This is a genomic window from Polaromonas sp. P5_D5 (assembly GCF_054049435.1).
Genome location: NZ_JBFUMJ010000002.1, coordinates 353,706 through 380,381, shown reverse-complemented (window position 1 = coordinate 380,381; position 26,676 = coordinate 353,706). Strand labels below are relative to the sequence as shown.

The following is a 26,676-nucleotide window of genomic DNA, read 5'->3' as shown; positions in this document are numbered from 1 at the left end:
TATGAGAAGTGAATCGCTGCCGCATTCGGCCGCACGAGAACGCGAAGGGCGCTATATCTACCTTGCGTGTCCCTGGACGCCCAAAGGCGGCGGCATGTTCAAGGTCGCGGACTACCTGATTCAGGCCCAGGCGTTTTCCGCCCCTGCCGATGCGGCGGAACTCCGTCCGCTTGACACCCGCGGCGGCGCCAACGCGCTGTATTCACTTTGGGTGCTGGCAACTGCCATGGCCAGAATAGTGCGCGGAAAACTCAACGGCCGGCTGGCGGGTGTCCATGTGAACATGGCCGAGCGGTTGAGCCTCTTTCGCAAGAGCGTGATCATCATTGTCTGCCGCGCCCTCGGTATTCCGGTGGTGCTTCATTTGCACGCTGCGCAGCTGCATCATTTCTACCGGTCGTTGCCCCGTCCGCTGCAGATGCTGACGCGCTGGGTATTTTCGCTGCCGGCCAGTTGTGTGGTGCTGGGATCATCCGCACGGCGTTTTGTGGTCGAAGAACTCGGCGTGCCGGCCAATCGCGTGGAGATCGTTATCAACGGTGTTCCCGAACCTACCCATGCACGGCGCATAGCCTCGGAACAAATCGTGCAGCGCGTGCTCTTTTTGGGAAACCTGTCGGAGCGCAAGGGGGTATCGGATCTTTTGCAGGCGCTGGCGCTCCCGGGATTTGATGCCTCACGAACCGAAGTGATTCTGGCCGGCGGCGGCGATATCGAAGCCTACCGGATAAAGGCAAAGCAACTGGGCATCGAAGCACTGCTTGATTTTGCCGGCTGGTCCGACCAGCAGCAGGTCGCACGCCTGATGGCTCGCGCCGATGTCCTGGTATTGCCTTCTTACGACGAGGGCCTGCCACTGGTCATCCTGGAGGCCATGGCCAACGGCGTTGCGGTGGTCTGCAGCCCGGTAGGCGAAATACCTTCCGTGTTGACCGATGGGGTCAATGCGTGCTTTGTGCAGGCTGGCGACGCAGCCGGTATTGCCAGGGGCCTGCAGCGGGTGCTGAACGAGCCTGCGCTGAGGACTTCACTGGAGCGCAACGGCCGGGCACTTTACGAACAGAACTTTTCCCTTGCCCGTTTCTTTGCCAGCGTTGCGCGCATCCACCAGCGCAATTTCGGCGTAGCAGCCCAACCGCTGCGCACCACCGCCAAATCTGTCCCGGACACCCACCTATGATCACGCAGGCCAATGACATTCAGGCCGGCAGCCGCCTTCAGGCGGACGTCTGCGTAGTGGGTGGCGGCCCTGCGGGCATTGCATTGGCGCTCACCTTGTCGGAGCAAGGGCATTCCGTGCTTCTGCTGGAGTCGGGGCAGCTGCAGGCGCACGCTCCCACCCAGTCGCTCTGCGAGGGAGAAGTCGCGGATGAGCGGCTGCACAGCCCACCCGGCAAATATCGCCAGCGGCGCCTGGGGGGATCCACCGCGATCTGGGGCGGACGCTGCATGCCCTTCGATCCCATTGACTTCGAGACCCGCAGCTACATTCCGCACAGCGGTTGGCCACTGTCTTACGAAGACCTGCTGCCCTACTACCCGCGTGCCAATGCCCTCGCGGAAGCCGGGCGGTTCATTTATGACGCGGGTGAAGCCCTGGAGCCGGAAATCGGTCCGATGATTGCAGGGTTCGACAGTTCGCGCGTGCTGACCAATGGGCTGGAGCGGTTTTCCTGTCCCACGCATTTCGGCAATCGCTATGCACGGCGGCTTGAGCTGGCGCCCAATATCCAGGTGCTGCTGGGAGCCAACTGCACCGCAGTGCGGCTGCACGCCGACGGAAGGGCCATCCGGGAACTCGAGGTACGCACCCTGGCAGGAACACACTTTTGGGTGACTCCGAATACCACGGTACTGGCCATGGGCGGGCTCGAAACGGCGCGTTTGTTACTGGCGTCGCGGGATGTCGTTCCGCAAGGCGTCGGCAACCAGCATGATGTGGTGGGACGCTACTACATGTGCCACATCGCCGGGAATGTCGGCACCCTGACCGTTCATGGGCCCGTCAGCAATGTGCGGCACGGCTATGAAATTTCCCCGGAAGGCATCTATTGCAGGCGCAGGCTGTCTGTGGCCGCCCACGAGCAAAGGCGCCTGGGCCTTGCCAACGCAGTCGCCCGCCTGCATTTCCCGCGCATCACCGATCCGGTGCATCGCAACGGGGTGTTGTCGGGGCTGTTCCTGGCCCGCAAGCTGATCAGCTACGAATACGGAAAGCGGCTCAACGATGGCCATGCCCCCACGGCAGGGACTTACGCCCGCCATCTCCTCAATGTGGTGGCCGACCCTCTGGACACCACGGCTTTCCTGGCCCATTGGTTGGCCAGGCGCTCCTTCGCTGAACGCAAATTCCCGTCAGTGATTCTGCGCAACCGCACCAACCGCTTCAGCCTTGAAGTTCATGGTGAGCAAATACCCCAGGCCCACAGCCGCGTCACACTTGCCGGCGCTGTCGATGCGCTGGGCATGCCTCGCCTGAAGGTGGATTGGCGCTACAGCCAGGCTGATATCGACTCCGTCCGCAAAACCCTGGACGTGATGGCTGAAGAATTCGCGCGCAGCGGAAAGGCCCACTTCGACTACAACCGCCAGACCCTTGAGGACGACCTCGTGCGCTTCGGTGCCTACGGGGGACACCACATCGGCACCGCACGAATGGGCAATGACGTGCGCACCAGCGTGGTCAATGCCGACTGCCAGGTTCACTCGGTGCACAACCTGTTTGTAGCCGGAAGCGCCGTTTTCCCTACGTCAAGCCAGGCCAATCCGACTTTGACCCTGATTGCCATGTCGCTCCGGCTGGGCGACACGCTGTCGCATCGCTTGCGTGCAGAGCGGGCACCGATCCAGTTGAAGGAGGCCGCATGAAGGTACTGGTATTGGGAGGGTCAGGCCACATCGGCAGGCGCCTGCTGGAAATGCTGCACAGCACTTCGTGGGCGATCCCCACGGGCGCGTCCAGACAGAAGAATCTTTCGAACGGCACGGAAAAGTTGCGGGCCGAATGGCTGGAACTAGATACCCGAGACGCCGGGCAACTTGCGGTGGCACTAAAAAACTTCGATGCGGTTGTTAACTGCGTGGCGGGCGATGCAGCGTCGATTTCTGAAGGCATGCACGTCCTGGTCGACGCCGCGCTCAAGGCAAACTGTCCGCGCATTGTTCATTTGAGCACCATGTCGATTTATGGCCCTGCAGAAGGCCTTATCCGTGAGGGTGCGCCACGTGATCCCAGCCTGGGTTGGTACGGCCGTGCCAAGTGCGAAGCGGAAACCAGTCTGGAGGAATTTGCTCGTCGCGGCGGTACAGCCGTGATGCTGCGGCCAGGCTGTGTTTTTGGTCCTGGCAGTGAACTCTGGGTCGGACGCATCGGCCGATGGCTTCAGTCCGGGCGTCTTGGCGACCTTGGCATCGCAGGCGATGGTTGGTCCAATCTTGTCCACGTGGACGACGTTTGCCAGGCTCTGCTGGTTGCACTGCAGCTGCCGGTGGCTCCAGGCGAGTTGCCGGCTTTCAATCTGGCTGCGCCGGACAGTCCTCGCTGGAACGACTACTTTGTCGACCTGGCTATCGAAATCAGGGCAACGCCGGTGAAACGCATCGGCGGGCGCCAGCTGAGCGTGGACTCCTGGGTAGGTGGCCCGCCACTCAAGGCAGCTGAGCGGGCTTTGAAATTGCTTGGCATCACCGGCTGGCGGCTACCCGATGCGTTGCCACCGGGATTACTCCGTCTGTGGTCACAGCACATTCAACTCGACTCGCAGGCAGCAACGGAACAATTGGGATTGGCGTGGACACCTTATCGCACCGGCGTGCATGACTCGGCCCGGTGGTTCTGTACCGGGGCATCAACCAGCAGCCAAACCATGGAAAAAATAGCATGCCTTCCCTGAAAGCCGATATTCACCGGAAATTTGGACGATCCGACAGGCATCTGGCATTGAAAGGCGCCCTTCTGGATCCGGCATTTCGTGTGGTGGTCACCTTGCGTCTTTGCCAGACAGCCCAGCAACTTCCGCCTGCATGGCGCTGGCTCGCGATGATTCCCGCAAAACTGCTGTACCGCCTGACGAGCCAGCTGGCAGGAATCGAAATACCCTGGCGAACCGCCATTGCGCCCGGGCTTGCACTCACCCATGGCCGCGGCATCGTCGTCAATGCGAACGCACGTATCGGCAGCAACGTCACGCTGTTTCATGGCGTAACGATCGGGCAGCGGGATTACATTGACAGTGAGGGCCGGCGGAACACCGTTTACCCGGTCATTGAAGACGATGTGTGGATCGGTCCGCACGCGATTGTGGTGGGCGGTGTGACCGTGGGGAAAGGCAGCAGGATTGCCGGCGGAGCGTATGTCTTTGAGAACGTTCCCCCCTACAGCGTAGTGATGGGCAACCCCGGTCAGATTGTTAAAGCCAACTGCACACCGGATGTAGACAACCGTTACGCACCGGTAGCCGTAGACGAAGAAAGCCAGCACTTGCGGCCGCAACGTCAATCGCTCGCAGTGAATGCCGCATCAGCGTCGGTTCAGCGAGGCCAGGCGCAAGGCCCGCGTTAAGAATAGCGGATTGCCTATCACGTAGCGCTGAAACAACCGGCGCGGCTCCAGCGCCAGGCGAAACAACCACTCCAGACCGGCCCTTTGCATCCACATCGGTGCGCGCGGTGTTTTTCCACCCAGAAAGTCAATGATGGCTCCGCCGCAAACGATAAGGCAGGGGAAATCCAGCAAAGCGCGCAGCCTGGCCGCCACTTCCTCCTGCCGGGGCATACCCATGCCGAGCACGATCAGCGCCGGTTGATGCTGAACTGCCAGCAGCGCGTATGCCTCTACATCCAGGAAACCATCGGCGGCAATGAGCTGGCTGTGGGGAGCCAGTTCTTGCTGCACACGCAGCCGGCCCTTGGCCAGATAGGGATCACGTGTCCCGAACAACGCAATGCGGCGGCCGTCAAACGCCCGGATCAATTGCGGAATGAAGTCCGTCCCATTGAGATTGAGACCGGGCTGCATCCGTAGCAATTTAAACAGCGTTGCCATGCCGGAGCCGTCCCTGAGCACCAGGTCGGCCGACCGCATTGCCTCAAAAAAAGGAACCGATGCCACCATGGAATTCATCGCATGAGCATTGGCAAAAGCCAGTACCAGCGGCCTGGCAGGATGGCTAAGGGATGCCAGCAGCACCTGGCTGTCGACAGGGCTTTGCACCCGCTCAATCTTTTCCACCAGCAGCGACCAGCGCTGGCGCCAGTCAGCGGGGCCGTCAAAGGAAGAACTCAGCACGGCCTCACCCATTCAGCCTGCGGCATGACAAAATCGTGGTCATGTTGAACACCGTAACCACCGGCAGTCCCCTGCGTACCCTTCGCATCCTGGCGGGCATTACCGTCGTCCTGACGGCCACAGCGCTTTACATTCTTGGCGCACAGCCCGTTGCCGTTGGGCTGTTCCCTTCGCCTTGGGACAAACTGGCGCATCTGCTTGTCTTTGGCATGGTGGGCGTGGCTGCCGGTATTGCAAGCGGCACGCGCGGCTGGCGCATGGCGCTTTGCTGCGTAGCCAGCGCCATCATGGTAGGTGCCATGGATGAGTTGCATCAGGCTTTCCTGCCGGGCCGGACAGCCAGCTGGTCTGACCTGGCAGCAGACGCCGCAGGCGGGCTTCTGGGAGCCGCCGCACATGAGGCCGCCTACAGGCTGGGGGCTGGCCGATTCTTCAAGCATCGTTAAGCACGGAGCCTACCAAAGCCACCCCGAACTCCCGCAGGCTGTGGGTGAAGCGGGTCATTTGCGGCATGGAACTCATGTTCTGCCTCGCCACAACCAGAGCAGCTCCTGCGCGTACGGCCACCGTATGCGCATCGGCGCATTCGCTGGCCGGCGGTGTATCGATGATGATGACGTCAAAGTCTTCGCCCAATGATTGCAACAGTTTGGAAAACTCCTGCCGCCCGAGCAGCTCCTGTGGATTAGGCGGAATGACCCCCGCAGGCAGCACCGACAGATCCTGCAGGGCCGGTATGCTGATGACCGCTTCCGGCCCGGCGCGGCCAGCGAGCATGTCAGACAGGCCCGCAGTCGCCCCAAGGTTAAAAAGCTGGTGCTGCCGTGGCGTCCGCATGTCCGCGTCGACCAGCAAAGTACGTTCCCCCAGCTGTGAAAACACGATAGCCAGGTTAGCCGCGATATAGCTGCGTCCTTCTTTCGCTCCGGCGCTGACAATCGCCAATCCCCGGCGCTCGGCCCCGGTGTCAAACCAGCGCAGCATCAACTGGCTGCGCAGCGCACGCAACTGTTCAACCGGCTGGCTACCCGGCTGGTAAGCCGCCACAAGCTCCCGGCTGAGCTTGGTTTCATTGGCAAGGTAGGGGTAATCAAACTGGACCGAGAGGGCAAAACGCACATCGTCGTCATTCAACAGGCCCAAGGCTTTGCCGGAATCGCCAAAGCGCAAGCCACGGTCCCGCTGAAAATGGAGAATACGTTCGGCATCCGGCGGCGACAGCCGACCTGCGTCCACCAGGATTGTCCCCATGGAGCGGCCGGCACCCGTGGCCGGTTTGCTGGGAACTGTCAGGGGAACCGATCGTATCGTCGGAGCGTTGTTTCTATTCATGCTGTCCCTCCATTGCCTAGCATCAGGCGACGCGAACCGGGAAGCCTGCCGCTTCCTCCATCCGAAGAAATGCTTGCCAGCACAGGCAGGCCCAATATCTGCACCAGGTCTTCGGCAGAGCGTACCCGGCGGTTGGCCAGTTCCAGCAGCAATCCGCATGCAATGCCGAACAAAGTCCCGCCAAAAGCAGCGACCAGCAGATTCACCAACAGTTTCGGGCTCGAAGGATTGACGGGAGGCGTTGCCATGTTCAGCCGCACAACATTGGTCTGATTGCTCAGGCTCTGGAGGCGTGTCTGCGATGCACTTTGGCTGACGGCCTCAAAAGCACGTTGCGCTGACTCCACATCACGGCGATACACATTAAGCTCATCCCGCTGCTTGTTCAGTTCGAGGACACGCGCTTTCTGTGCGCCCACCGCGGCCTGCAGTTCACGCTCCCGGTCTTTGCCCACACGGTAGGTTGTTTCGATAGACGCCGTGATGCGCGCTGTCTCGGTTGCCAGCCGGCTTTTCACGGCGGCCAGTTCGGATTCAGCGCGTTGCCGCTCAGGGTGGTTAGCCCCGAGGCGCACGCTGATTTCCTGTACCTTGGCCTCCAGCCGCGAAAGATCGGCCTTCAGGCCATTGATCAGCGGACTCTGCATGACTTCAGCGACGGTATCTCCACGGGAGCTGCGTTTGCTCTGGCTGTCGGTAGTCTCGCCCTGCACAGTCGTCAGCTGGGAGGAAATTTCCCCAAGCTTCGCGGTCTCGTAGTCCACACGCTCGTCGCTGCTGACAATACCGGCCTTCTGCTGGTACTCCGACAGGCGCGCCTGGGCCTCTTCGAGCTTCGCGCGAGATGCCTTGGTCTGGTCATCAAACCATTCGGCGTAGATCTTGGCAGGTTCCGTCTTTAGCGACAGGTTGGTATCGAGATAGGCCTGGGCAAAAGTATTGGCCGTAGTGGCGGCGACATCCGGATCGCTGCCCTTGTAGGTGATGTTGATCACGTTGCTTTCGCGCGCGGGCCGCACATCCAGGCCCTTCTGCAGGGACTCGGCCAGCCAGCTCTCAAGCGACCCGCGTCCGTCGGTGGCCTCAAGCCAACGGGCTTTGGTGCGTGGGTCTTCATCCAGCTTGAGCATTTTCACCACGCGCTGGGCCACACGGTCACCACCGATGATGTCCACCTGGGTCGCCATATAGCTGGGTGCGACCAGGCCGGGCAAGGCCGCGCCGCCGGCAACCGGATCAGGTGAGCGCACGTCAACCAGTACGGCGGCCTGGGCGGTGTACTTGCGGGGAAGCGCGAGGCTGACGGCCAGCGCGGCCAATATGGCCACCAGCATGACGAGCACAACAACCCGATAACGGGCCCGCAGGATCAGCAGGAATTGATGGAGTGTCATGATTTAAAAGAGGCTTTCACGAACATAGATCACATCCTCGGCGCGAACGGGGTCGGTGAGCCGGGGGGTTGTTTCCACGACCTTCCCCGCCGCGTCGCGGCGATGCAGGCGCAGCCGGTTTTCGCTGCCGCGCACCGTGGGTCCGCCGCCCTGGGCAAGCGCTTGCATCACGGTCATGCCCCGCTCAATGCGATACGGTCCGGGGCGCTGTGCCTCGCCGTAGATATAAAACATCGGCGCCTTGTTGACATACAGCGTGTCTCCGCCCGCCAGCACAATATCTTCATCTGATTTCTCGTTCAGAAAGAGTGCCGGGATATCAATCACTTTCCGAAACGGCTTGCCTTCACGCTGGCCGGTCAGGATCAGTACATCGTCACCCGTAGGGGTCACACCGCCGGCAGCAGCCAGCATGTCGCTGACACGGGTGTTGAATGTTTCCAGGGGGAAACGGCCTGGGCGGCTTACCTGCCCCAGCACGGCGACCTGATTGCCCCGTACCTGCCGCAGGACGATGTTGACCTGCGGTACCTTGACGAAACCGCCGGTGCGCAAGGCATCTGCAATTTTCTTCTCGGCCTCTCCAATCGTCAGGCCACCCAGCTGAACGCTGCCAATCAGGGGATAGCTGATCACGCCGCTTTCAGATACCCGTGCGTCGACCGAGAGATCCGGACTCTGGTACACCTGCACGCCAATGGAATCGCCGGCGCCCAGGCGATAGTCCTGGTTGGTCGGCACAGCCGCAGCACCGGCAGCAGCCGGTGCAACAGGCGCAACCGGAGCCGTCACTGCAGCAGACTGACTTGGTGCGGCCGGCTGGGCGAACGCGGGAACCGTCATCGCCAGAAGCAAGGCCAATAAGACCGGAGGAAAGTTACGAATCATGAATTTCATCTTGTTGTCGCCTTTTCGGAAAGCAAAATGTCTGTAAAGGACGCCGCAGGCTGGGGCCACGCCGGCGCCTGAAAGCGGGGTTGGTTGAAGGATTCCATCAAAAGCTCGCTTGTGCTGAAAGACCAAAGGCATTGCTGGTGTAGTCAAAACCCGGCTCAGTGGATTTGCGCCTGTCGCGCTGCACTGAAGCTATCAACTTGAGGGCACGCAGCGCCTGCCACTCAAGTGCCAGGGAAACCAGATTGCTGGTGTCGTGGCGATCCGTTGCGGCAAAGCCCGGCAAAGGCCCCCGGAAGTCGCGTGCGCCGTGGTCGTAGCGCAGGCGAACTGCCGTCTTCTCGCTGGGCTTCCAGGTCGGCGCGATAAAGAAGCGATAGCCTTCGTAATAGCTGGCTGTAGAAGTCTGATAGCTGCCCAGTTCCCGCACCAGGCCTCCGGCAAGACTTGTCTTTGCCGTGATGTTCCAGGTCGCATCAAGCTGGCCGGTAAAACCCGAAAAATCCCGCGCAGCCAATCCGTCGTGCTCGCGGTCGAGGTGGGACAAGCGTGCCCGCAGGGTGGTTTTTCCGGTCGGCGCCCAGTCCAGCCGAACCTCGTGCTCAGTATCCGTAAAGCTCCCCGCAAACGTTGGCGACGGCACCCGGCCCGGATAGTCGCCGTTGCCCCGCTTATAGCGATAAGCCATGGAAGTGTTCGAGGGGAAGACATAGCGTACGCCGCCCTCGGCTCCCCGAATTCGTGAGTCGCCTTCAAAGGTGAAGGGCTGGCTGCTGGTGCTGGTGCGTTCGAAAAGTCCGCCAACCAGCCGCCACGCACCATCGAGCTCGTATTCCGCATCAAACACGGTCGAGCGGTTGGTCCGGCGATTGAGTTGACCTGAATTCTGGACGTCGGCCGTGTTGTCGACAAATTCCCGCCGATCGGAGGTCAGGTTGCCATGCAAGGCCGGCGTAAAACTCCAGCGCCAGGCGGCCGCATAGTTCACCGCGGTGAAATCAAGATTGGAAAAGCGGCTGTAATGATGGTCTTCGACCCCAGCGTCGAGCTCAAATCTCTGAAGCCCGAAAGGCTTGTTTATCTTAAAACCTGCTGTCGTCACCGAAACTGTGTCCGCGCGGTCCGTGGTTCCTATCAATGCCTGGGCATTCGCTGTATCGGACAACCGGAAGACATTGCTGTCGTGCGTGACGGACTGCCCAGCCTTGAACTGAAGGGTGTCAAGCTCATCGGCACGCACCGCCAGGGGAATCAGGCTCAGCAACAAGAGCGGAATGGGAAGGAGGTCGCGGTGAGGCATCAGCTGTCCTTTTTTTGCTTTTAGTAAGCCGCACTGTCCTTGAAGACCAGGCGGATCGTTTTCAGAATGATGAAAAAATCGAGCTGCAGCGACCAGTTGCGCAGGTAATCCAGGTCGCAATCGATACGCGACTGCATCTTGTCGAGCGTGTCGGTTTCGCCGCGCTGCCCATTCACCTGAGCCCAGCCGGTAATGCCGGGCCTGACCTTGTGGCGAACCATGTAGCCCTTGATGAGAGAGCGATACATTTCGTTGTGTGCCACGGCGTGCGGGCGCGGCCCGACGATGCTCATGCGCCCTTGCAATACGTTGATGAATTGCGGTAATTCGTCGAGTGAGGTTTTGCGCAGGAAAGCGCCCAGGCGGGTGATCCGCATGTCATTCTTGCGAGCCTGTTGAATCGTGCCACCGTCTTCGGTAACAGCCATGGACCGGAACTTGTAGACCAGAATCTGCTCACCGTCCAGGCCATAGCGCCGCTGCTTGAAAATAACCGGCCCGGGAGAGTCAAGCTTGACCATGATCCCGATCACCAGCATGACCGGAAAAATCAGGAACAGGATCAGCAGTGACAGCGCGACGTCGCTGGCCCGCTTCAGTACGCCGCTGACACCCCGGAACGGCGTATCACAGACAGATATCACCGTGACCCCGCAGACCGAATCGCTGCGGCCCTGTATCAGGTCGGTAATGAACATGTCGGGGACAAAATAAATCGACGCTGTGGTGTCCTTCAGGCCATCAAGCACCTGCAGGATGCGCGGCCGCGATGCCATGGGCAAGGACAGATAAATAAACTGGATACGGTGCTGCTTGACGTAAGCCGGAAGGTCGTCAATTTTTCCCACCAGTTGGTAGTCATCCTGTGACTCCCTGCGGTCCTCCCCGCGGTCGTCGAAAAAACCCTTCAAATCAATGCCCGAATACGCCGAGCCTGTGATGTGCCGGGCCAGAGAAACGCCTTGCTCGTTCATACCGACGATGACAGCACCCCGAACCGCCCCCTGCAATTTCAGCAACTGCGGAGCGGCAGCACGCAGAGCCACATGCGCACCCGCCTGGGCAACCGGCGCGACCCATAGCCAGTTAACCAATACCGTCATGGAAAATTTATAGAAATATTCGGTGGCAAAACCCGTCAGCAACAACAAGCCGGCAATCCATATCCAGTGAAATGCAATCTTCGAGAACACCTTCCACACGGGCAAACGCAATTGGGAGGTACCGGGAAACGTCAGCGAAAACACGATGACCGACAAAATTAGATAGGCAGGACGCACCGACCCTTCAAAGAACAAAGCCAGTCCCCAGAGCGAGAACACCAGAACCAGAGGGTCCAGCGCGGCCTCCACTGCGGTGAAAAGATGACTTCGACCCAACCCCATGGAGCGGGGTTCGCGCCGGTTAAGCCATGCCGAGGCTGAATTGAGCGGGTTGACATCATCCATGCAAGCTCACCCGCGTAATCCTGGAGACAGCCTGGGCCCGGTTAAATACGTTGAGCTTCTGGAATATGCGCTGCATGTGATTCTTCACCGTATAGCCACTGATGTTGAGGATGGTTCCAATCTCGGCATTGGTTTTTCCCATGGCGACCCAGGCCATGATTTGCGTTTCACGTTCGCTCAGGCCGGACGCGTCGTCGGCTCCGTTGCGCACCGTAACGACAGCTTGCGGGTGCTGCTGTGGCAACAGCGCCATCTGCCGCAGCGCGTTATCAATGGCAGGCATCAGCATCCTCATGGCCTTCAGCCCAGACTCCCTGGGAATCTCATATGCACGGAAAAACGCATACAGACAGTCCTGGTGCGCCCTTTCGTCATGCATCGCGTGAACGAGCACCGAGCGCATCCCCGCCAGGGTACGGGTGAAGGAGCCCGGCAAGCTCGCATTGCCGAGCAAATATTCGAACTGGCTGAAATTGAGGAGGCAGGGCTGCCCACCGGCCGCCACCCAGTGGTCATGAAGCCGGCCAAGCAAAAAGGGCACGCCGTCTGTACCGTCTGCATAAGAACGTACGCCAGGCAATTCAGAAAGAATGTCGTGCTGGATAGCACCTTCCTGAAAGTCGCCCCAGCCCACCATCAGGATGTCATGTGGAAGGGAATACTGGACGTCACCGCGCAACCATTCGAGCAGGTCGGCGTGCCGGGTGATGGCCGTAGCCTGCGTTATCAGCGCCGTATAGTGCGCAGGATCTTCGCTAAAAAGCGGAGCGTGAGATTTCATGCCTTGATATCACTTCCTGTGTTTTGTTCTGCCCCCTGCCTGCGTGTGCAGGCGTGGCAGAAGGGGCCCACTGAGAATCGTCTAGCTTGGTATAAGTCGCAATACCAAAGACGGCACAGTTGATGTAGGAACAAGACGACTCAGTGTAGGGTGGCAGGCATGCAATTGAGGTGTCAGACCCCGCGCGTATTGGTTGCAACTACGTAACAGCTGTGCGCTTGATGGCAGTTGCTTCGCAAAACGATACGGCTTGCAACAGTTTGCTTTCTTTTGGCGCACAGCCGTGGCAGCTATTGGCTACGCTGCGCACATAATTTGTGCACGCAGTTGCAGTGAGCAAGACAGCAAAGAAACAAGAAGAGGAACGCAAGGCTGATGACCGGCAAGAAAATGAAGCGCAGCATGGAAGTGGATACGGTAAGAGGCATCGCCTGCATCTTGCTGGTTCTGTTTCATGTAGTAGGGGATACGCCCTCAGTGGGCCTGAAGGTTCCGGAGGGGCACTGGTTGCAGATGTTCAATGAAGGGCTGGCCTATATCCGCATGCCGCTCTTCTCTTTCATCTCAGGCTATGTGTATGCATTTCGCCCCTATGAAGGCAATGCTGCTGAATTCATTAAAGGCAAGGTCCGGCGGCTGCTGCTCCCCCTGATTACGGTGGGAACTATTTTTGCCGTCGTGCAGGCCTTCACGCCAGGCGCCAACTCATCGGTCAACCAGTGGTGGCTGTTGCACATTGAGCCCGTGGGGCACTTCTGGTTTCTTGAAGCGCTTTTTATTGTCTTCCTGGTCGTTCTGCTGCTGGAACACCTCAACGCACTTTCTACTGCGGCCGGATTTGCGGTCGCCTGGGCGCTCAGCGCGGTGCTGTTTGACTACTTCAGCCCCCCCAACTATTTCGCCGCCCGCGGCGCTGTTTACCTTCTGCCTTTTTTCCTGGCCGGGCTTGCCTGCAAACGATTTGACATCGGAACGCCAAAGGCCCGGCTTGTGGCAGCGGCAGTATTTATTTGCGCCGCTACCGGGGCCATGCTTTTTCCGCAATTTTCCGAGCAAGGAAGTTCTGTCGCCGCACTGGCGCTCGGTGTCTCAAGTGCCTTTCTTCTTTTGCGGAGTGGCTGGAGTTTCGCGCCCCTGGCCTACATTGGATCTTTCTCATTTGCGATTTACCTGCTGCATGTTTTTTTTACGGCAGCGAGCCGTATCGCCTTCAGGAAACTGGGTATCACGGACACCTATGTCCTGATGACGCTGGGACTCGTCGCCGGGATTGCTGGTCCTGTCGTATCCGCGCTGCTCATCAGCCGGCACGCAGGCCTGAATCTGTGGCTGCTGGGAACTGTGCCGGGCAAGCCGAAAACCAATCCGAAGCCCGTGGTAGCAGCCTGAAGGATCGGGGCTCGAGCCAGCGGCCCATTTCATTCTGGCGCCAAGCCGCTCATCACTGGCGGCGTCCTGGCGCCCCAATCAGTGACTGTGCCGCCGCGGCGAATCCTGAACGGCTCGAATGTCGGAGCAGGAGCCGTGCCCCCCCGGGAGTTGCACGATGTCTTTTTCTCCAAGCACCATCCAAACCGGCACCATCTGTCGGCTGCATGGAACGACTCCTCCTTCGAACTAAACTGCCTGACATACCGCAGGCAACCGGATCGGTGCGGGCATGCAGGCGAGTAACCTACAAAAAATGGAGACAACATACCCATGAATATCGTCATCACCGGTGGCGCCGGATTTCTCGGGGCCAGGCTGGCCCGGCAACTTCTGGACGCGGGGCAATTGGCTCTTGCGGGCAGCGCACCGCAAACCATCCGGACAGTGACACTGGTTGACAGGGTGGCGCCCCCGGCCGCGCTGGCCGCGGACAACCGCATTCGAACCATCACCGGCGATCTGAACCGGCTGCTGGAAGACGGTCATCCGCAAGCACTCGTGGTGACAGAAAAAGACACGCTGATATTCCATCTGGCGGCGGCGGTCAGCGGTGAATGCGAAGCGGATTTCGACCTTGGGATGCGCAGCAATGTCGACGCCACGCGTGCGCTGCTGCAGGCGTGCCGTGCCCTGAATACATCGCCCACCGTCGTATTCGCCAGTTCGCTTGCAGTGTTTGGCAATTCACCCGAGCAACCACTCCCGGCGGTCATCGATGACAGAACGCTGCCCACACCACAGAACAGCTACGGCATCCAGAAATTTATCGGCGAGCAACTGGTGGCTGATTACGCGCGCAAGGGTTTCATACGCGGGCGCAACGTACGCCTGATGACCGTGAGCGTACGGCCCGGAAAACCCAACGGTGCGGCATCGAGCTTTCTCAGCGGCATGATCCGGGAACCCCTGGCGGGGATCAGGGCGCAGTGCCCTGTGCCGCCCGAAACGGCCGTGGCTCTTGCGTCACCCGGCCGTACGGTTGAGGGATTGATTCGCGCTGCGCAAGCCAGCGACACCGAATGGGGTGCCCGCACAGCCGTCAATCTGCCGGCCCTCAAGACCACGGTCGGCGAAATGGCGCAAGCCCTGGCACGGGTGGCAGGAAAGAACGTGGCGGATTTGATCGACTGGGTGTACGACCCCGTCATCGCAGGAATCGTGGGCAACTGGCCGGCCAATATCGACGCAGCACGCGCGCGGTCGCTGGGCCTGGTGCCTGACAGTGATTTTGAAAGCATCATCGCGGCGTACTTAAGCGAAAACCCGAGCACAACCGCTGGTGCATCGCGGCAATAATGCGTGTGCTTATGGTCGGAAAATCCTGATGCGGGACCGGCCCCAGTCGTCCACAGGATTCCCGGCCCGATCACCCAACGGAGACAAACAACATGAAGCTTTCAAAACTGATTATCGGTATGACGCTCGCAGCGGGATTCATGGCGTCTGCAAATGCACAGACCACCATGAAGATCAGCATTTCCACGGCCCAGAATTCGCATCAGGGCATTGCCATCGACACCTTTGCCAAAGAAGTCGAGAAACGCACAGCAGGCCGCTACAGAGTCCAGACCTTCTACAACGGAGCCCTGGGCGGCGAACGCGAATCCATCGAGGCCGTGCAGCTGGGCACCCAGGAGCTGGCCCTCTCCTCCACCGGCCCCGTACCCAACTTTGTCCCCGAGACCAAGATCCTCGACGTTCCCTTCCTGTTCCGGGACAAGGCGCACGCACGCGCCGTGCTGGACGGCCCCATCGGCCAGAATCTCCTGACCAAATTCGATGCCAAGGGCTTTAAGGCGCTGGCCTGGGCCGAGAACGGCTTTCGCCACATGACCAACAGCAAGCGGGATGTGAAAGTTCCGGAGGACCTGAAGGGACTGAAGATGCGCACCATGGAAAATCCGGTGCACATCGCCGCCTACAAAGGCCTTGGCATCATCACCACGCCCATGGCCTTTCCCGAAGTGTTCACGGCGCTGCAGCAAGGCACGGTCGACGGCCAGGAAAATCCCCTGTCTGTGATCATGTCCGCCAAGTTCGACCAGGTGCAAAAGCACCTTTCACTGACCGGTCACGTTTATTCACCCTGTATTTTTGTCATGAACAAGGCAGCTTTCGACAAGCTCAGTGCTGGCGACAAGACGGCATTCATTGACGCTGCCAAGGAAGCGACCAAGGCGAACCGGGCCCGCGTGGACCAGGACGATGCCAACGGTGTAGCCGAGCTGCGCAGCAAAGGCATGACCGTGATCGAAAACGTCGACAAGGCGAAGTTCGTGGCAACGCTGGCGCCAGTCAACGCCGAATTTGAAAAGCAGTTCGGCAAAGCCAACATCGACGCGATCAGGAACTACAAGTAAACCGTACCGCAGCTATTTTGCTACTTTTTTTGTAGCTACTTGCGCCCGCCACCATTGGTCTGCGGGCGTTTTCATTGAAATTTTCAATTCTCCTCATGTATCGGCGCATCCATGAAACAAGTATTTCTCCAACTTGAACGGTGGACCACCGGCTTCTCCATGCTGGTGGCCTGCGTGATGCTGGTCATCGCATCGGGGCTCGGCGTGTTCCAGATCCTGACGCGTTTTGTCTTCGAGCAGCCTGCAGAGTGGAGTGAAATTCTGATCCGCCTCAGCCTGATCTGGATGGTCTTTATGGGAATTCCCACGGCTTTCCGCCAGGGCGCCATGGTCAGCGTGGATGTGCTCTATCGCTGGAACCCACCTCGCATCCGGCGGGTGCTGGACTGGCTGGTCTGCCTCGCCGCCCTGTTCCTCGTCGCAGTCATCGTCTGGTGGGGCTGGGACTATTCCCTTCGCGGGCGTGTGCAGTCCATGGCCGGCCTTGAATCCATTTCCATGTTTTGGGGCTATGTGGCCATGCCTGTCGGCGGCATGTTCTGCGTGATCGGCATCATCGGCAACCTGATCGACCCACAGCGGAATGAATTGGAAACCGCACAATGAGAACAAAAACTGGATTTCACCTTCAAGCAGGGGCCGCGGAACCGGCTTTGCCGGGCCGCAGGCGCGGCCCCAGAGGGGCTGGAGCCCGCGGCTCCAAGCCTGCCTGCGCAGGCTTGGACGGGCGACAGAGGCGAAGCGTCTCGCGAGCCGCGGCCTGCAAGGCCTCGCGCATTACACGAAGTGAAAAGCGTGGGGGCCAAGTATGACCGCGGTAATGATTTCCACCATGGTGCTGTGCTTTGCACTCACCGTTTCCGTGGCCGTTTCCATCGGCCTGGCGTCCATCTTCGGTATCCAGGCGTCCAACGCCAACATGCTGATTTCAGTCAAGGAGATGTTCTCCTCGATCAACAAGTTTCCGCTGGCCGCGATCCCCTTCTTCATCCTGGCCGGCAACCTGATGGAAACCGGCGGCATCTCGCGCCGCCTGGTCGAGTTCGCCAAAAGCATTGTGGGCGGCGTCCAGGGCGGCCTGCCCATGACCTGCGTGCTGACCTGCATGATTTTTGCGGCCGTGTCGGGCTCTTCTGTGGCCACTACTTTCGCCATAGGCGCCATCCTGATCCCGGCGCTCATCAAGCACGGCTACCCCACCGCCTACGCCGCAGCCCTGCAGGCCACCAGCGCAGAACTGGGCGTGATCATTCCGCCATCCATCCCCATGATTCTTTACGGCGTGAGCGCCGAGGTCTCGATCGGAGAACTCTTCATCGCCGGCTTCGGCCCGGGGCTTTTGATCGGCTGCGCGCTGATGCTGTTCGTGCACCTGTACTGCCGCTGGAAGGGCTGGGGCAAGCACGACGGCGACGGCCGCCTGAGCTTTGGCAAGGCGACCTGGCAGGCCGGCTGGGCGCTGCTGATGCCGGTGATTATTCTGGGCGGCATTTACGGCGGGATTTTCACGCCGACCGAGGCGTCGGCGGTGGCGGTGTTTTATGCGCTGGTCGTCGGCACCGTGATCTACCGCGAAATCAAGCCGGCCGACCTGTACGTCATCCTGCGCAAATCGGTGCTCTCCAGCGCCGTGATCATGTTCATCATCGCCAATGCCGGGCTGTTCGCCTTTCTGATCACCCGGGCCGGCGTGCCGGACGCCATAGGCCATTGGCTGGAAGCAGTGCTGCAATCGCCCGCCCTCTTCCTGCTCGGCGTTAACGCGGCGCTGTTCATCATCGGCATGTTCATTGAAACCAGCGCCGCCATCATTGTTCTGGCACCCATCCTGGCGCCAGTGGCTGTGCATTTCGGCATCGATCCGGTGCACTTCGGGCTGGTGATGGTGGTCAATCTTGCCCTGGGCATGATCACACCGCCTTTCGGCGTGAACCTGTTCGCGGCCTGCACCGTCGCCAGGATATCGCTGGACCGCATCGTGACCCACCTGATCCCCTTTGTGCTCGTCATCCTGGCTTGCCTGATGGTGGTCACTTACGTCCCGCAGCTGTCGCTGGCTCTGCGGGATCTCGTCTACGCAAAATAGCTTTTCGGACGGGATTCACGAGGCTGTCATTTTCAGCAGCCATGCTCGGGGTTTCATTTCAGGATGAAATCCATGCAGCTCCACAAAACCGACCGCGCCCGTGCCGAGCTCAAGCCCGGCGTGAGAACGCTAGGCCAGCGCGAGCGCACCCTGCTGCTGATGGCCGACGGCAGCAAGTCGGCCCAGGACTTCCGCCCGCTGTTTGAGGGCGACGGCGAAGCGATTGCCCTGCGTCTTTTGCGCGACGGCTTTCTGGAAGCCCATCCCGGCAAGACGTCCGCACCGGCAAAAAACCCCGCGCCTGCACCCGCCCACACACTCACGCCGGCGCAGCTACAGAACTTTCCCAGCCCCGAAACCACCCAGGCCATTCAGGTCTCTGCCGATCAATTTGAAGGCAAGCGCTCGCTTGCCACAACCCGGATGTTCCTGTTCGACATCTGCGAACGCATGTTCGCCCGGCGCAACCCGGAGATGGCCGAGCGCTTTCGCGAAGCGCTGCGCAATGCCAAAGACCGCGAGACAATGCTCGGCGCCTCGCGCGAAATGATCGAGGAAATCGAAAAAATCGCGGGCCACGAGCGCGCCGACTCCATCAGCGAGCGCATCGCCATGCTGCTGCCGCAGCACCAGGCCGCCTGATCGAGCCGACAGCGGCTTCCGTTACACTCAGCGGTGTCAGGAGAGAGTTTTCCTCGCGAAAACCGCCGAAGGCGCACGAGCACCCTGGGGGCACCCCCCTTGAGTAGCACTGAACGCTCAGGCAAAAGGACTGGCAACCGCCCTGCGGCGCACCACGCGGCAAGGCGTTCCCTACTGGAGAGAGGCCGCCTTTCACGGGCAGCCCACCGAAGGAGCAAGCCTGCATCGCCGGGTGAATCTCTCAGGTAAAGTGGACAGCAGGGGCAGCCCATGGATTGAGAACAAGTTCTTGCCATGACCGTGTTTGCCCCCTGGAGAATGCCTTGTCCGATTCGTCCACCTCTTCCGCCGCCCCCGAAACCTTGTTGAAAACGCCCCTGCATGACCTGCATGTGGAGCTTGGCGCGCGCATGGTGCCTTTTGCGGGCTATTCGATGCCGGTGCAGTACCCCGCGGGCCTGATGGCGGAACACCACCACACACGCCAGGCTGCCGGCCTTTTTGACGTGTCCCACATGGGCCAGCTACGCCTGGTGGGTGCTGATGCCGCAGTCGCGCTGGAATCCCTGATACCCGTTGATGTGATCGACCTGCCCGCCGGCAAGCAGCGCTACGGCCTGCTGTTGAACGACGACGGCGGCATCATCGACGACCTGATGTTCTTCAACCGCGACTACGCCAACGGCGGCGACCTCTTTGTCATCGTCAACGGCGCCTGCAAGGTCGGCGACATTGCACACATCCAGGCAAAGATCGGCTCGCGCTGCGAAGTCATCCCCATGCCGGAAATGGCGCTGATGGCGCTGCAGGGCCCACAGGCCGTCACTGCCTTGCAGCGCCTGGCGCCCGGTGTCGAAAAACTCGTATTCATGACCGGCGGCCGCTTCAGCGTGGCCGGCTGCGACTGCTTCATCACCCGCAGCGGCTACACCGGTGAAGATGGCTTTGAAGTCTCGGTGCCTGCTTCGCAAGCTGACGCACTCGCACGCGCGCTGCTCGCGCAACCTGAAGTCAAACCCATCGGCCTGGGCGCGCGCAATTCGCTGCGGCTGGAAGCGGGCCTGTGCCTCTATGGCAACGACATTGACACCACCACCACGCCGGTGGAGGCCAACCTCAACTGGGCCATGCAAAAGATCCGCCGCACCGGCGGCGCACGTGCCGGCGGCTTTCCGGGTGCGGACAAAATCCTGGCCCAACTGGCAGACCCCGCCCTACTCACCCGCAAGCGTATCGGCCTGGTGGCGCTGGAGCGCGTCCCTGTACGCGACCACACCGAACTGCAAAGCACCGACGGCATGGCTATCGGCGAAGTCACCAGCGGTTTGTTGGGCCCCACCATCAACCAGCCCGTCGCCATGGGTTACATCAAACCTGAGTTCGCTGCGCTGGGCACACGCGTGAACGCCATCGTGCGCGGCAAGCCGGTGCCCATGGAAGTGGCCGCCATGCCTTTCGTTCCCGCCCGCTACTACCGCGGTTAAGCACCAGATCAAGCTCCCCGTTTTATTCACCCCACTCAACCCCTGGAGAACCTCATGACCGTCAAATACACCGAAGACCACGAATGGGTCAAGATTGAAGGCAACGTCGCCACCGTCGGCATCACCGTGCATGCGCAGGATGCGCTGGGCGATGTGGTGTTTGTGGACCTGCCGGCTGTCGGCACCACCTTCGCCCAGAAAGAAACCGCCGGTGTTGTCGAATCCGTCAAGGCCGCGGCCGACGTGTATATGCCCTTGAGTGGCGAAGTCACCGAAATCAACGAAGCCCTAAGAGACGACCCATCTCTCGCTAACAGCGACCCGATGGGCGCCGGCTGGTTTTTCAAAGTCAAGCTGTCCGACCCAACGCAGCTTGACGCGCTGATGGACGAAACCCGCTACACCGCCTTCGCTGCCTGATTTTCTGACCGATTCTTTTTTCTGACTCCTGGCTGCCAAGCCTGACACGGGACCCGACATGTTGATGCAATCCGCCAAGCCCTTGGGCGATCTTGAAAACCCTGCCGAATTCATCGCCCGCCACATCGGCATCGATGACGCCGACGAAGTCCACATGCTCAGCATCGTGGGCTCGGCCTCGCGCCGCGCGCTGGTGGAAGGCATTGTTCCACGCTCGATTGCACGCAGCACCGCCATGGCCATCCCGGCCCCCGTCACGGAGGCGGCCGCGCTCAAGCAGCTCAAAGCCATCGCGGCCAAGAACCAGGTGTTCAAGAACTTCATTGGCCAAGGCTACTACGGCACCTACACGCCGGGCGTGATCCTGCGCAACATCCTCGAGAACCCCGCCTGGTACACGGCCTACACGCCCTACCAGGCTGAGATTTCGCAGGGCCGCATGGAAGCGCTGATCAACTTCCAGACCATGGTCTGCGACCTGACCGGCATGCCGATCGCCAACGCCTCCATGCTCGACGAAGCCACCGCCGCCGCCGAAGCCATGACCCTGGCCAAGCGCAGCGTGAAAAGCAAAAGCAATGTCTTCATCGTCGCAGGCGACTGCCACCCGCAAACAATTGAGGTGATCCAGACCCGCGCAAAGCCCTTGGGCATCGAGGTGAAGGTCAGCACGGCAGCCGTCACGGTGCCGCAACTGATGGCCGAAGGCAATTACTTCGGCGTGCTGGCGCAATACCCCGCCACCACAGGTAGCATCCATGACCTGCGCCCGCTGGCCGGCCAGGCGCATGTCGATGGCGCAGCCCTCTGCGTTGCGGCCGACCTGCTGGCGCTCACGCTGCTGGCCCCGCCCGGTGAATGGGATGCCGACATCGTGCTCGGCAACACCCAGCGCTTCGGCATGCCCATGGGCAACGGGGGGCCGCACGCGGCTTACCTTGCCTGCCGCGACGAATTCAAGCGCTCGCTGCCCGGCCGCCTGGTCGGCGTGACCATCGACAGCCACGGCAACCCGACCTACCGCCTGGCGCTGCAAACCCGTGAGCAACACATCCGCCGCGAGAAAGCCACCTCCAACATCTGCACCGCGCAGGTGCTGCCAGCCGTCATCGCCAGCATGTACGCGGTCTACCACGGCCCGCAAGGCCTCAAGCGCATCGCCGAGCGTGTGGCGGCCTATACGGCCATCTTCGTGCAGGGTCTCAAAGAGCTGGGCTATGAAATCACCAACACAGGCGCCTTCGATTCCGTCACGGTGAAGACGGGTGACGCTACCAATTTGATAGCTGACCGCGCACGTTCGGCGGGCGCCAACCTGCGTTTTCGCTTGAATAATCACCTGGGCGTGTCGCTGGACGAGACCACCAGCCGCAAGGACATCGAACTGCTCTGGTCCTTCTTCGCCAGGCCCGGCCAGACCGTACCCGTGGTCAGCGCTTTCGAAAAGGGCATCGAGTCGCTGATCCCCGCCGGCCTGCGCCGCACCAGCGCCTTCCTGTCGCACCCGGTGTTCAACACCCACCACTCCGAAACCGGCATGCTGCGCTACATCCGCATGCTGAGCGACAAAGATCTCGCACTGGATCGCAGCATGATTCCGCTGGGCAGCTGCACCATGAAGCTCAATGCCACCAGCGAGATGATTCCCATCACCTGGCCGGAGTTCGCCAACATTCACCCCTTCGCACCCGCAGACCAGCTGCAGGGCTATGCGGAACTCGACAAGCAGTTGCGCGACTGGCTGTGCCAAGCCACGGGTTATGCAGGCATCAGCCTGCAGCCTAACGCCGGCTCGCAAGGCGAGTACGCGGGCCTGCTGGTCATCAAGGCCTTTCATGAAGCCAAAGGCCAGGGTCATCGCAACATCTGCCTGATCCCTTCGTCGGCTCACGGCACCAACCCGGCCAGCGCCCAGATGGTGGGCATGACCGTCGTCGTGACCGCCTGCGACGCGCTGGGCAATGTCGACATGGCCGACCTCAAGGCCAAGTGCGAACAGCACAGCGCCAACCTCGCCTGCGTGATGATCACCTACCCCAGCACGCATGGCGTGTTCGAAACCCAGGTAAAAGAGCTCTGCGCCATGGTGCACAGCCACGGCGGACGCGTTTACGTGGACGGCGCCAACATGAACGCACTGGTGGGCGTGGCCGCGCCGGGCGAGTTCGGCGGCGACGTGAGCCACCTGAACCTGCACAAAACCTTTTGCATCCCGCACGGCGGCGGCGGCCCGGGCGTTGGCCCGGTGTGCGTGGTGGCTGACCTGGTGCCTTACCTGCCCGGCCATGCCACGGCCGGCATTCCCGTCAACGGCGTGGGGGCGGTTTCTGCGGCCCCCCTGGGTAACGCAGCGGTGTTGCCCATCAGCTGGATGTACTGCCGCATGATGGGACCAGAAGGGTTGACGCAGGCGACTGAAGTCGCCATCCTGAGCGCCAACTACATCAGCTCGCGCCTCAAGGACCACTACCCCACGCTATACGCCAGCGAGAATGGCCATGTCGCGCATGAATGCATTCTCGATCTGCGCCCGCTCAAGGAAACCAGCGGCGTCACCGCCGAAGACGTGGCCAAGCGCCTGATGGACTACGGCTTTCACGCGCCCACATTGAGCTTCCCTGTGCCCGGCACCCTGATGGTCGAGCCGACCGAAAGCGAAACCCTGGCCGAGCTGGACCGTTTCATCGACGCGATGATCGCCATCCGCGAAGAGATCCGAAAAATCGAAGCTGGCCAATGGCCGCAAGACAACAACCCGCTCAAGCATGCGCCGCACACCGCGGCCAGCCTGATGGGCGCTGACTGGGACCGCCCTTACTCCCGCGAAACCGGCGCCTTCCCATTGGCCTCGCTCAAGCAGGTCAAATACTGGCCGCCGGTGGGCCGCGTCGACAACGTTTACGGCGACCGCAACCTTTTTTGCAGCTGCGTGCCCGTGAGTGATTACGCCTGAGTTGGACGCTCACATCATCCTGATCGTCGCGGGGGCGGCGGCAGCGGGGTTTGTCCAGGGCCTGTCGGGTTTTGGCTTCAGCCTTGTCGCCATGTCTTTCTGGGCCTGGGCTATAGACCCGAAGCTGGCGGCTGTCATGGCGGTGTTCGGCGGCCTGACGGGCCAGGTCATGGCGGCCTTTACGGTCAGCCGCACAACTGACTGGAAGCGCCTGCTGCCGTTTCTGGCCGGCGGCCTGCTGGGGCTCCCGCTGGGTTTGCTGTTGTTGCCGCAACTTGACGTCCAGCTCTTCAAGCTGTTTCTCGGCATGCTGCTGGCGCTATGGTGCCCGGCCATGCTTTTTTCGGGCAAGCTCCCGCGCATTCACCATGGGGGCCGCGTCGCCGACGGCACGATTGGCGTTGCCGGTGGTTTCATGGGGGCCTTGGGTGGTTTCAGCGGTGTGATTCCGACACTGTGGTGCACCCTGCGCGGCTACGAAAAGAGTGCCCAGCGCGCCGTCATCCAGAACTTCAATCTGGCCGTGCTGACCGTCACCATGGCCAGCTATGTTGCCGCCGGCCTGGTCACGCGCGAAACGCTGCCCATGCTGGCCATCGTGGCGCCTGCTGCGCTCATTTGCGCCTGGCTGGGCGGGCGTGTTTACACGGGCATCAGCGACCTGGCCTTTCGCAGACTGGTGCTGAGCCTGCTGACCTGCTCCGGCGTGGCGATGCTGGTGTCATCCGTGCCGGAGTTGCTGCGGCGGATGGGCTAGGGCCTGTCATTTCAATAAAAACGCGAGCCGGCCCGCAGCTCACGAATGGCCCGAATCATGGTCGGAGCCAGCGCATTCCATTGCAAGGCCCGCAGTGATCGACGGTAACGCAGCCCGCTGCCCCCGAGGGATGCCGACACCAGTTCCAGAGGATCGCTCACCACGCACAGAAGCCGCGTGAGCATGGGGTCCTGCTCGGTAGGCACACCGCCGAGGAAGGCGTCGTTCTTTCCGTCCCACAGAAGCTGGGCATTGATGTGGATACCCCAGCCGCACTCCCAGCCGTTCGCTTTCAGGCGTTCGAGCGCCGCAGCCACGTATTCGGCATCGAAGATGTAGGTGTCGGTGCGCACCCAACGGCCCAGCCAGAACTCCGCCAGCGGCCGCGCCGCCGGCGTGGCCCGCGGGATCAGGCCGCGAAGCATCTCGCCGCGCATCTCCATGTAGCGCACACGGGCCGGGATGCCGGCGGAGCGCATCAGCGCGATCAGCAGCGTCACCTTGTCGTCACCGTCGCCTCCGCGCGCCTCAAGTACGTCGCGGGCGGTCGGGTACTGCAGCTTGATCCGCTTGGTATAAGGCAGGCGCTTGACGAAGCGATAGATAGCCAGTGCCTTGTCCCGGTCGGTGCGGCACAGCTGGACAATCGAGCGAGCCTTCAGGCGCAGCTTGGTGTCGTCCAGGTCCAGCAGGGGCGTTGTGCCAAGCCAGTCCTGCGGCCGGTCGCTGGCTCTTTGATGCAGCCGGCGGGGCGAATCGAATTGTGCGGCAAGTGCCACCATGGAACCACCGACGGAGTGAATGGTTTACGCATCGTAACCCCGGAGGCGCAATTGCGGCGAATTTCCGTTCCACGCCCGGGCGCTGAGGGACTGGCCCCTGGCATGAGGGCTCGCGGCGTCGGATGTTGCGCCGCAGCATGTCATCAAACGCAGGTGACCAGCCGGTGGTTCAGGCACCAGTGCCCAGGGTGCTTCCGGTTTCAGCTAACGCATTGCGCAGCTGGGTCTGTGCGATGGGCAGTTGCAGCGCCACGGCGCGCTCTAGCACGGGTGCCAGGCGGCGCAGCTTCTTCTGCGCGTGGTCCTTGGCAATGTCGGCCAGACGGTGTTCCAGAAACGGGTTGAGCAGGCGGTCGCGCAATTCCACCAGGTAGGCGTGGGCCTCGGGGCCTGTGCCCTCGGCGTCAAATACCGGCAGCACCTCGTCGGCCCACACGGCCTCCAGCGGGGTGCGCAGCGCCGGGGTGTGCATGGCCTGCATCACGGTCATGTCAGCAGCACCGCCCAGCAGCTGCCAGCGTTCGGCCAATATCGTGTGGCCCAGGTTCAGCAGCCAGAGCTTGCGTTGCTCGAAGGGGGCCAGTGCATCCGTCACCACCATGGCCGGGTGGCTGCAAGGAAGCACCATGCGCGGCTGGCGTTCGATGGCCCACAGCGCATAGGGCTCGGCCACTGCACCGGCGGGTTCCAGCGGAGACGACACGATGCGGTCCACCAGTGAATTGACCCACACGCAGTGCTCCCGCACATAGCGAAGGAAGGCGGGCGTAACGCCCCAGCTCTGTGCCAGCGTGGATACCAGGTTGCGCAGCGTGTCCCCGTTGCGGTTGACCAGTTCGCAGGGGTACAGCGTCAGGGGAGCCTCCGGCTGCTGCTGCCAGCGGTGGTGCAGAAGCGCCACCAGCTTGGCCGGGTAGCTGCGCGGCGGCGGCGTCGTCGTCGGGCTACGCAGCAGCGCCGCGGTGTCGGAGTCGTCCAGTGCATAGCCCATGTCCGCGGTGTTGGAGATGATGACCTGCACGGTGGTAGCCATGGCATCGCGCAACAGTGTCCAGTCGCGGCGGGCATGCCAGACGGCCTGTACTGCGTTCACTTGCACGGTTTCCTCGATACGCCGGCCATGTTGCATGCCGCGCAATTCGACGCGGTAGCCATGTGCCAGTGCCGCGGCGCGCGCGCTGCTCTGCGGGCTGTCTGTGCTCTGCACCACGGTTATGCCGCCCAGCGCCTGGCCCTGGGCCAGGGCCTCGGACACAAACAGGTCCGCATGCGCCTGCAGAAAGCGCCCGGTGCCAAACTGGAGGATGGGCGTGCTCACGTGGAGA

At 61.3% G+C, this 26,676-nt stretch carries 24 protein-coding genes and 2 riboswitches; of the genes, 15 read left to right on the top strand and 9 right to left on the bottom strand.

Annotated elements, in window-relative coordinates; translation table 11 throughout:
- The first annotated feature begins 1 nt into the window (after window position 1).
- From ACXJKE_RS08505 to ACXJKE_RS08490, 4 genes are read left to right on the top strand one after another with little or no spacing between them, the layout of a single operon-like run.
- Window positions 2–1,180 (top strand): glycosyltransferase family 4 protein, encoded by a 1,179-nt coding sequence (locus ACXJKE_RS08505; RefSeq protein WP_457280153.1) that lies wholly within the window; start codon window positions 2–4, stop codon window positions 1,178–1,180.
- The gene (locus ACXJKE_RS08500; protein WP_457280152.1) at window positions 1,177–2,868 is read left to right on the top strand and encodes an FAD-dependent oxidoreductase; all 1,692 of its coding nucleotides are present in this window, start codon (window positions 1,177–1,179) and stop codon (window positions 2,866–2,868) included. The genes ACXJKE_RS08505 and ACXJKE_RS08500 overlap by 4 nt, the downstream gene beginning before the upstream one ends.
- Window positions 2,865–3,893, top strand: coding sequence for an NAD-dependent epimerase/dehydratase family protein (locus ACXJKE_RS08495; RefSeq protein ID WP_457280151.1), 1,029 nt, complete (start codon window positions 2,865–2,867; stop codon window positions 3,891–3,893). The genes ACXJKE_RS08500 and ACXJKE_RS08495 overlap by 4 nt, the downstream gene beginning before the upstream one ends.
- Window positions 3,881–4,561 (top strand): serine acetyltransferase, encoded by a 681-nt coding sequence (locus ACXJKE_RS08490; protein WP_457280150.1) that lies wholly within the window; start codon window positions 3,881–3,883, stop codon window positions 4,559–4,561. Before ACXJKE_RS08495 ends, ACXJKE_RS08490 begins: the two co-directional genes overlap by 13 nt.
- On the opposite strand, the gene ACXJKE_RS08485 is transcribed toward ACXJKE_RS08490, so the two are convergent.
- On the bottom strand, window positions 4,520–5,287 hold the full coding sequence (locus ACXJKE_RS08485; RefSeq protein WP_457280149.1) for a WecB/TagA/CpsF family glycosyltransferase: 768 nt from the start codon (window positions 5,285–5,287) through the stop codon (window positions 4,520–4,522). The two genes, ACXJKE_RS08490 and ACXJKE_RS08485, sit on opposite strands and share 42 nt — an antisense overlap.
- Before the next feature lie 41 nt (window positions 5,288–5,328).
- On the opposite strand from ACXJKE_RS08485, the gene ACXJKE_RS08480 reads away from it, so the two are divergent.
- Entirely contained in the window at window positions 5,329–5,733 is a 405-nt protein-coding gene (locus ACXJKE_RS08480; protein ID WP_457280148.1) for a VanZ family protein, read from the top strand.
- On the opposite strand, the gene epsG is transcribed toward ACXJKE_RS08480, so the two are convergent.
- The 6 genes from epsG to epsA all read right to left on the bottom strand — a co-directional run bounded on the left by epsG (window position 5,720) and on the right by epsA (window position 12,436).
- Window positions 5,720–6,619, bottom strand: a complete 900-nt coding sequence (epsG, locus tag ACXJKE_RS08475) for a chain length determinant protein tyrosine kinase EpsG (RefSeq protein WP_457280147.1) — start codon at window positions 6,617–6,619, stop codon at window positions 5,720–5,722. The two genes, ACXJKE_RS08480 and epsG, sit on opposite strands and share 14 nt — an antisense overlap.
- Window positions 6,616–8,013: a chain length determinant protein EpsF gene (gene epsF, locus ACXJKE_RS08470; RefSeq protein WP_457280146.1), complete on the bottom strand. Its 1,398-nt coding sequence runs from the start codon at window positions 8,011–8,013 to the stop codon at window positions 6,616–6,618. Before epsF ends, epsG begins: the two co-directional genes overlap by 4 nt.
- A 3-nt stretch (window positions 8,014–8,016) precedes the next feature.
- The gene (gene epsE / locus ACXJKE_RS08465) at window positions 8,017–8,901 is read right to left on the bottom strand and encodes a polysaccharide export protein EpsE (RefSeq protein ID WP_457280962.1); all 885 of its coding nucleotides are present in this window, start codon (window positions 8,899–8,901) and stop codon (window positions 8,017–8,019) included.
- 106 nt (window positions 8,902–9,007) lie between these two features.
- On the bottom strand, window positions 9,008–10,207 hold the full coding sequence (gene epsL, locus ACXJKE_RS08460; protein ID WP_457280145.1) for an XrtB/PEP-CTERM-associated polysaccharide biosynthesis outer membrane protein EpsL: 1,200 nt from the start codon (window positions 10,205–10,207) through the stop codon (window positions 9,008–9,010).
- Window positions 10,208–10,227: 20 nt separating this feature from the next.
- Window positions 10,228–11,655, bottom strand: coding sequence for an undecaprenyl-phosphate glucose phosphotransferase (locus tag ACXJKE_RS08455; protein ID WP_457280144.1), 1,428 nt, complete (start codon window positions 11,653–11,655; stop codon window positions 10,228–10,230).
- Window positions 11,648–12,436, bottom strand: coding sequence for an XrtB/PEP-CTERM-associated transcriptional regulator EpsA (gene epsA / locus ACXJKE_RS08450; RefSeq protein WP_457280143.1), 789 nt, complete (start codon window positions 12,434–12,436; stop codon window positions 11,648–11,650). The genes ACXJKE_RS08455 and epsA overlap by 8 nt, the downstream gene beginning before the upstream one ends.
- A 375-nt stretch (window positions 12,437–12,811) precedes the next feature.
- Between epsA and ACXJKE_RS08445 the strand changes: the two genes are divergently transcribed.
- The 10 genes from ACXJKE_RS08445 (at window position 12,812) to ACXJKE_RS08400 (ending at window position 24,569) form a co-directional block, all read left to right on the top strand.
- A complete protein-coding gene (locus tag ACXJKE_RS08445; RefSeq protein WP_457280142.1) occupies window positions 12,812–13,825 on the top strand; it encodes an acyltransferase family protein in 1,014 nt (337 codons plus the stop codon).
- Window positions 13,826–14,137: 312 nt separating this feature from the next.
- Window positions 14,138–15,163, top strand: coding sequence for a D-erythronate dehydrogenase (gene denD, locus ACXJKE_RS08440; protein ID WP_457280141.1), 1,026 nt, complete (start codon window positions 14,138–14,140; stop codon window positions 15,161–15,163).
- A gap of 92 nt (window positions 15,164–15,255) precedes the next feature.
- The gene (locus ACXJKE_RS08435) at window positions 15,256–16,227 is read left to right on the top strand and encodes a TRAP transporter substrate-binding protein (RefSeq protein ID WP_457280140.1); all 972 of its coding nucleotides are present in this window, start codon (window positions 15,256–15,258) and stop codon (window positions 16,225–16,227) included.
- Window positions 16,228–16,338: 111 nt separating this feature from the next.
- On the top strand, window positions 16,339–16,833 hold the full coding sequence (locus tag ACXJKE_RS08430; protein ID WP_457280139.1) for a TRAP transporter small permease: 495 nt from the start codon (window positions 16,339–16,341) through the stop codon (window positions 16,831–16,833).
- A 202-nt stretch (window positions 16,834–17,035) separates the two neighbouring features.
- Window positions 17,036–18,313, top strand: coding sequence for a TRAP transporter large permease (locus ACXJKE_RS08425; protein WP_457280138.1), 1,278 nt, complete (start codon window positions 17,036–17,038; stop codon window positions 18,311–18,313).
- Window positions 18,314–18,385: 72 nt separating this feature from the next.
- Window positions 18,386–18,955, top strand: a complete 570-nt coding sequence (locus ACXJKE_RS08420) for a hypothetical protein (RefSeq protein ID WP_457280137.1) — start codon at window positions 18,386–18,388, stop codon at window positions 18,953–18,955.
- 27 nt (window positions 18,956–18,982) lie between these two features.
- A riboswitch (glycine riboswitch) is annotated at window positions 18,983–19,098 on the top strand.
- 21 nt (window positions 19,099–19,119) lie between these two features.
- Window positions 19,120–19,223, top strand: a riboswitch (glycine riboswitch).
- Window positions 19,224–19,278: 55 nt separating this feature from the next.
- Complete coding sequence (gene gcvT / locus ACXJKE_RS08415) at window positions 19,279–20,439, top strand: glycine cleavage system aminomethyltransferase GcvT (protein WP_457280136.1); 1,161 nt, start codon at window positions 19,279–19,281, stop codon at window positions 20,437–20,439.
- A gap of 54 nt (window positions 20,440–20,493) precedes the next feature.
- Window positions 20,494–20,859: a glycine cleavage system protein GcvH gene (gene gcvH / locus ACXJKE_RS08410; RefSeq protein WP_457280135.1), complete on the top strand. Its 366-nt coding sequence runs from the start codon at window positions 20,494–20,496 to the stop codon at window positions 20,857–20,859.
- A 58-nt stretch (window positions 20,860–20,917) separates the two neighbouring features.
- On the top strand, window positions 20,918–23,812 hold the full coding sequence (gene gcvP, locus ACXJKE_RS08405; protein WP_457280134.1) for an aminomethyl-transferring glycine dehydrogenase: 2,895 nt from the start codon (window positions 20,918–20,920) through the stop codon (window positions 23,810–23,812).
- 1 nt (window position 23,813) lies between these two features.
- Entirely contained in the window at window positions 23,814–24,569 is a 756-nt protein-coding gene (locus ACXJKE_RS08400; RefSeq protein ID WP_457280133.1) for a sulfite exporter TauE/SafE family protein, read from the top strand.
- An 11-nt stretch (window positions 24,570–24,580) separates the two neighbouring features.
- Here ACXJKE_RS08400 and ACXJKE_RS08395 read toward each other — a convergent pair whose 3' ends face one another.
- Together ACXJKE_RS08395 and ACXJKE_RS08390 are read right to left on the bottom strand one after the other, a co-directional pair.
- On the bottom strand, window positions 24,581–25,348 hold the full coding sequence (locus ACXJKE_RS08395) for a transglutaminase-like domain-containing protein (protein WP_457280132.1): 768 nt from the start codon (window positions 25,346–25,348) through the stop codon (window positions 24,581–24,583).
- Between the two features lie 172 nt (window positions 25,349–25,520).
- Window positions 25,521–26,669, bottom strand: a complete 1,149-nt coding sequence (locus tag ACXJKE_RS08390) for a mannitol dehydrogenase family protein (RefSeq protein ID WP_457280131.1) — start codon at window positions 26,667–26,669, stop codon at window positions 25,521–25,523.
- Window positions 26,670–26,676 lie beyond the last annotated feature (7 nt).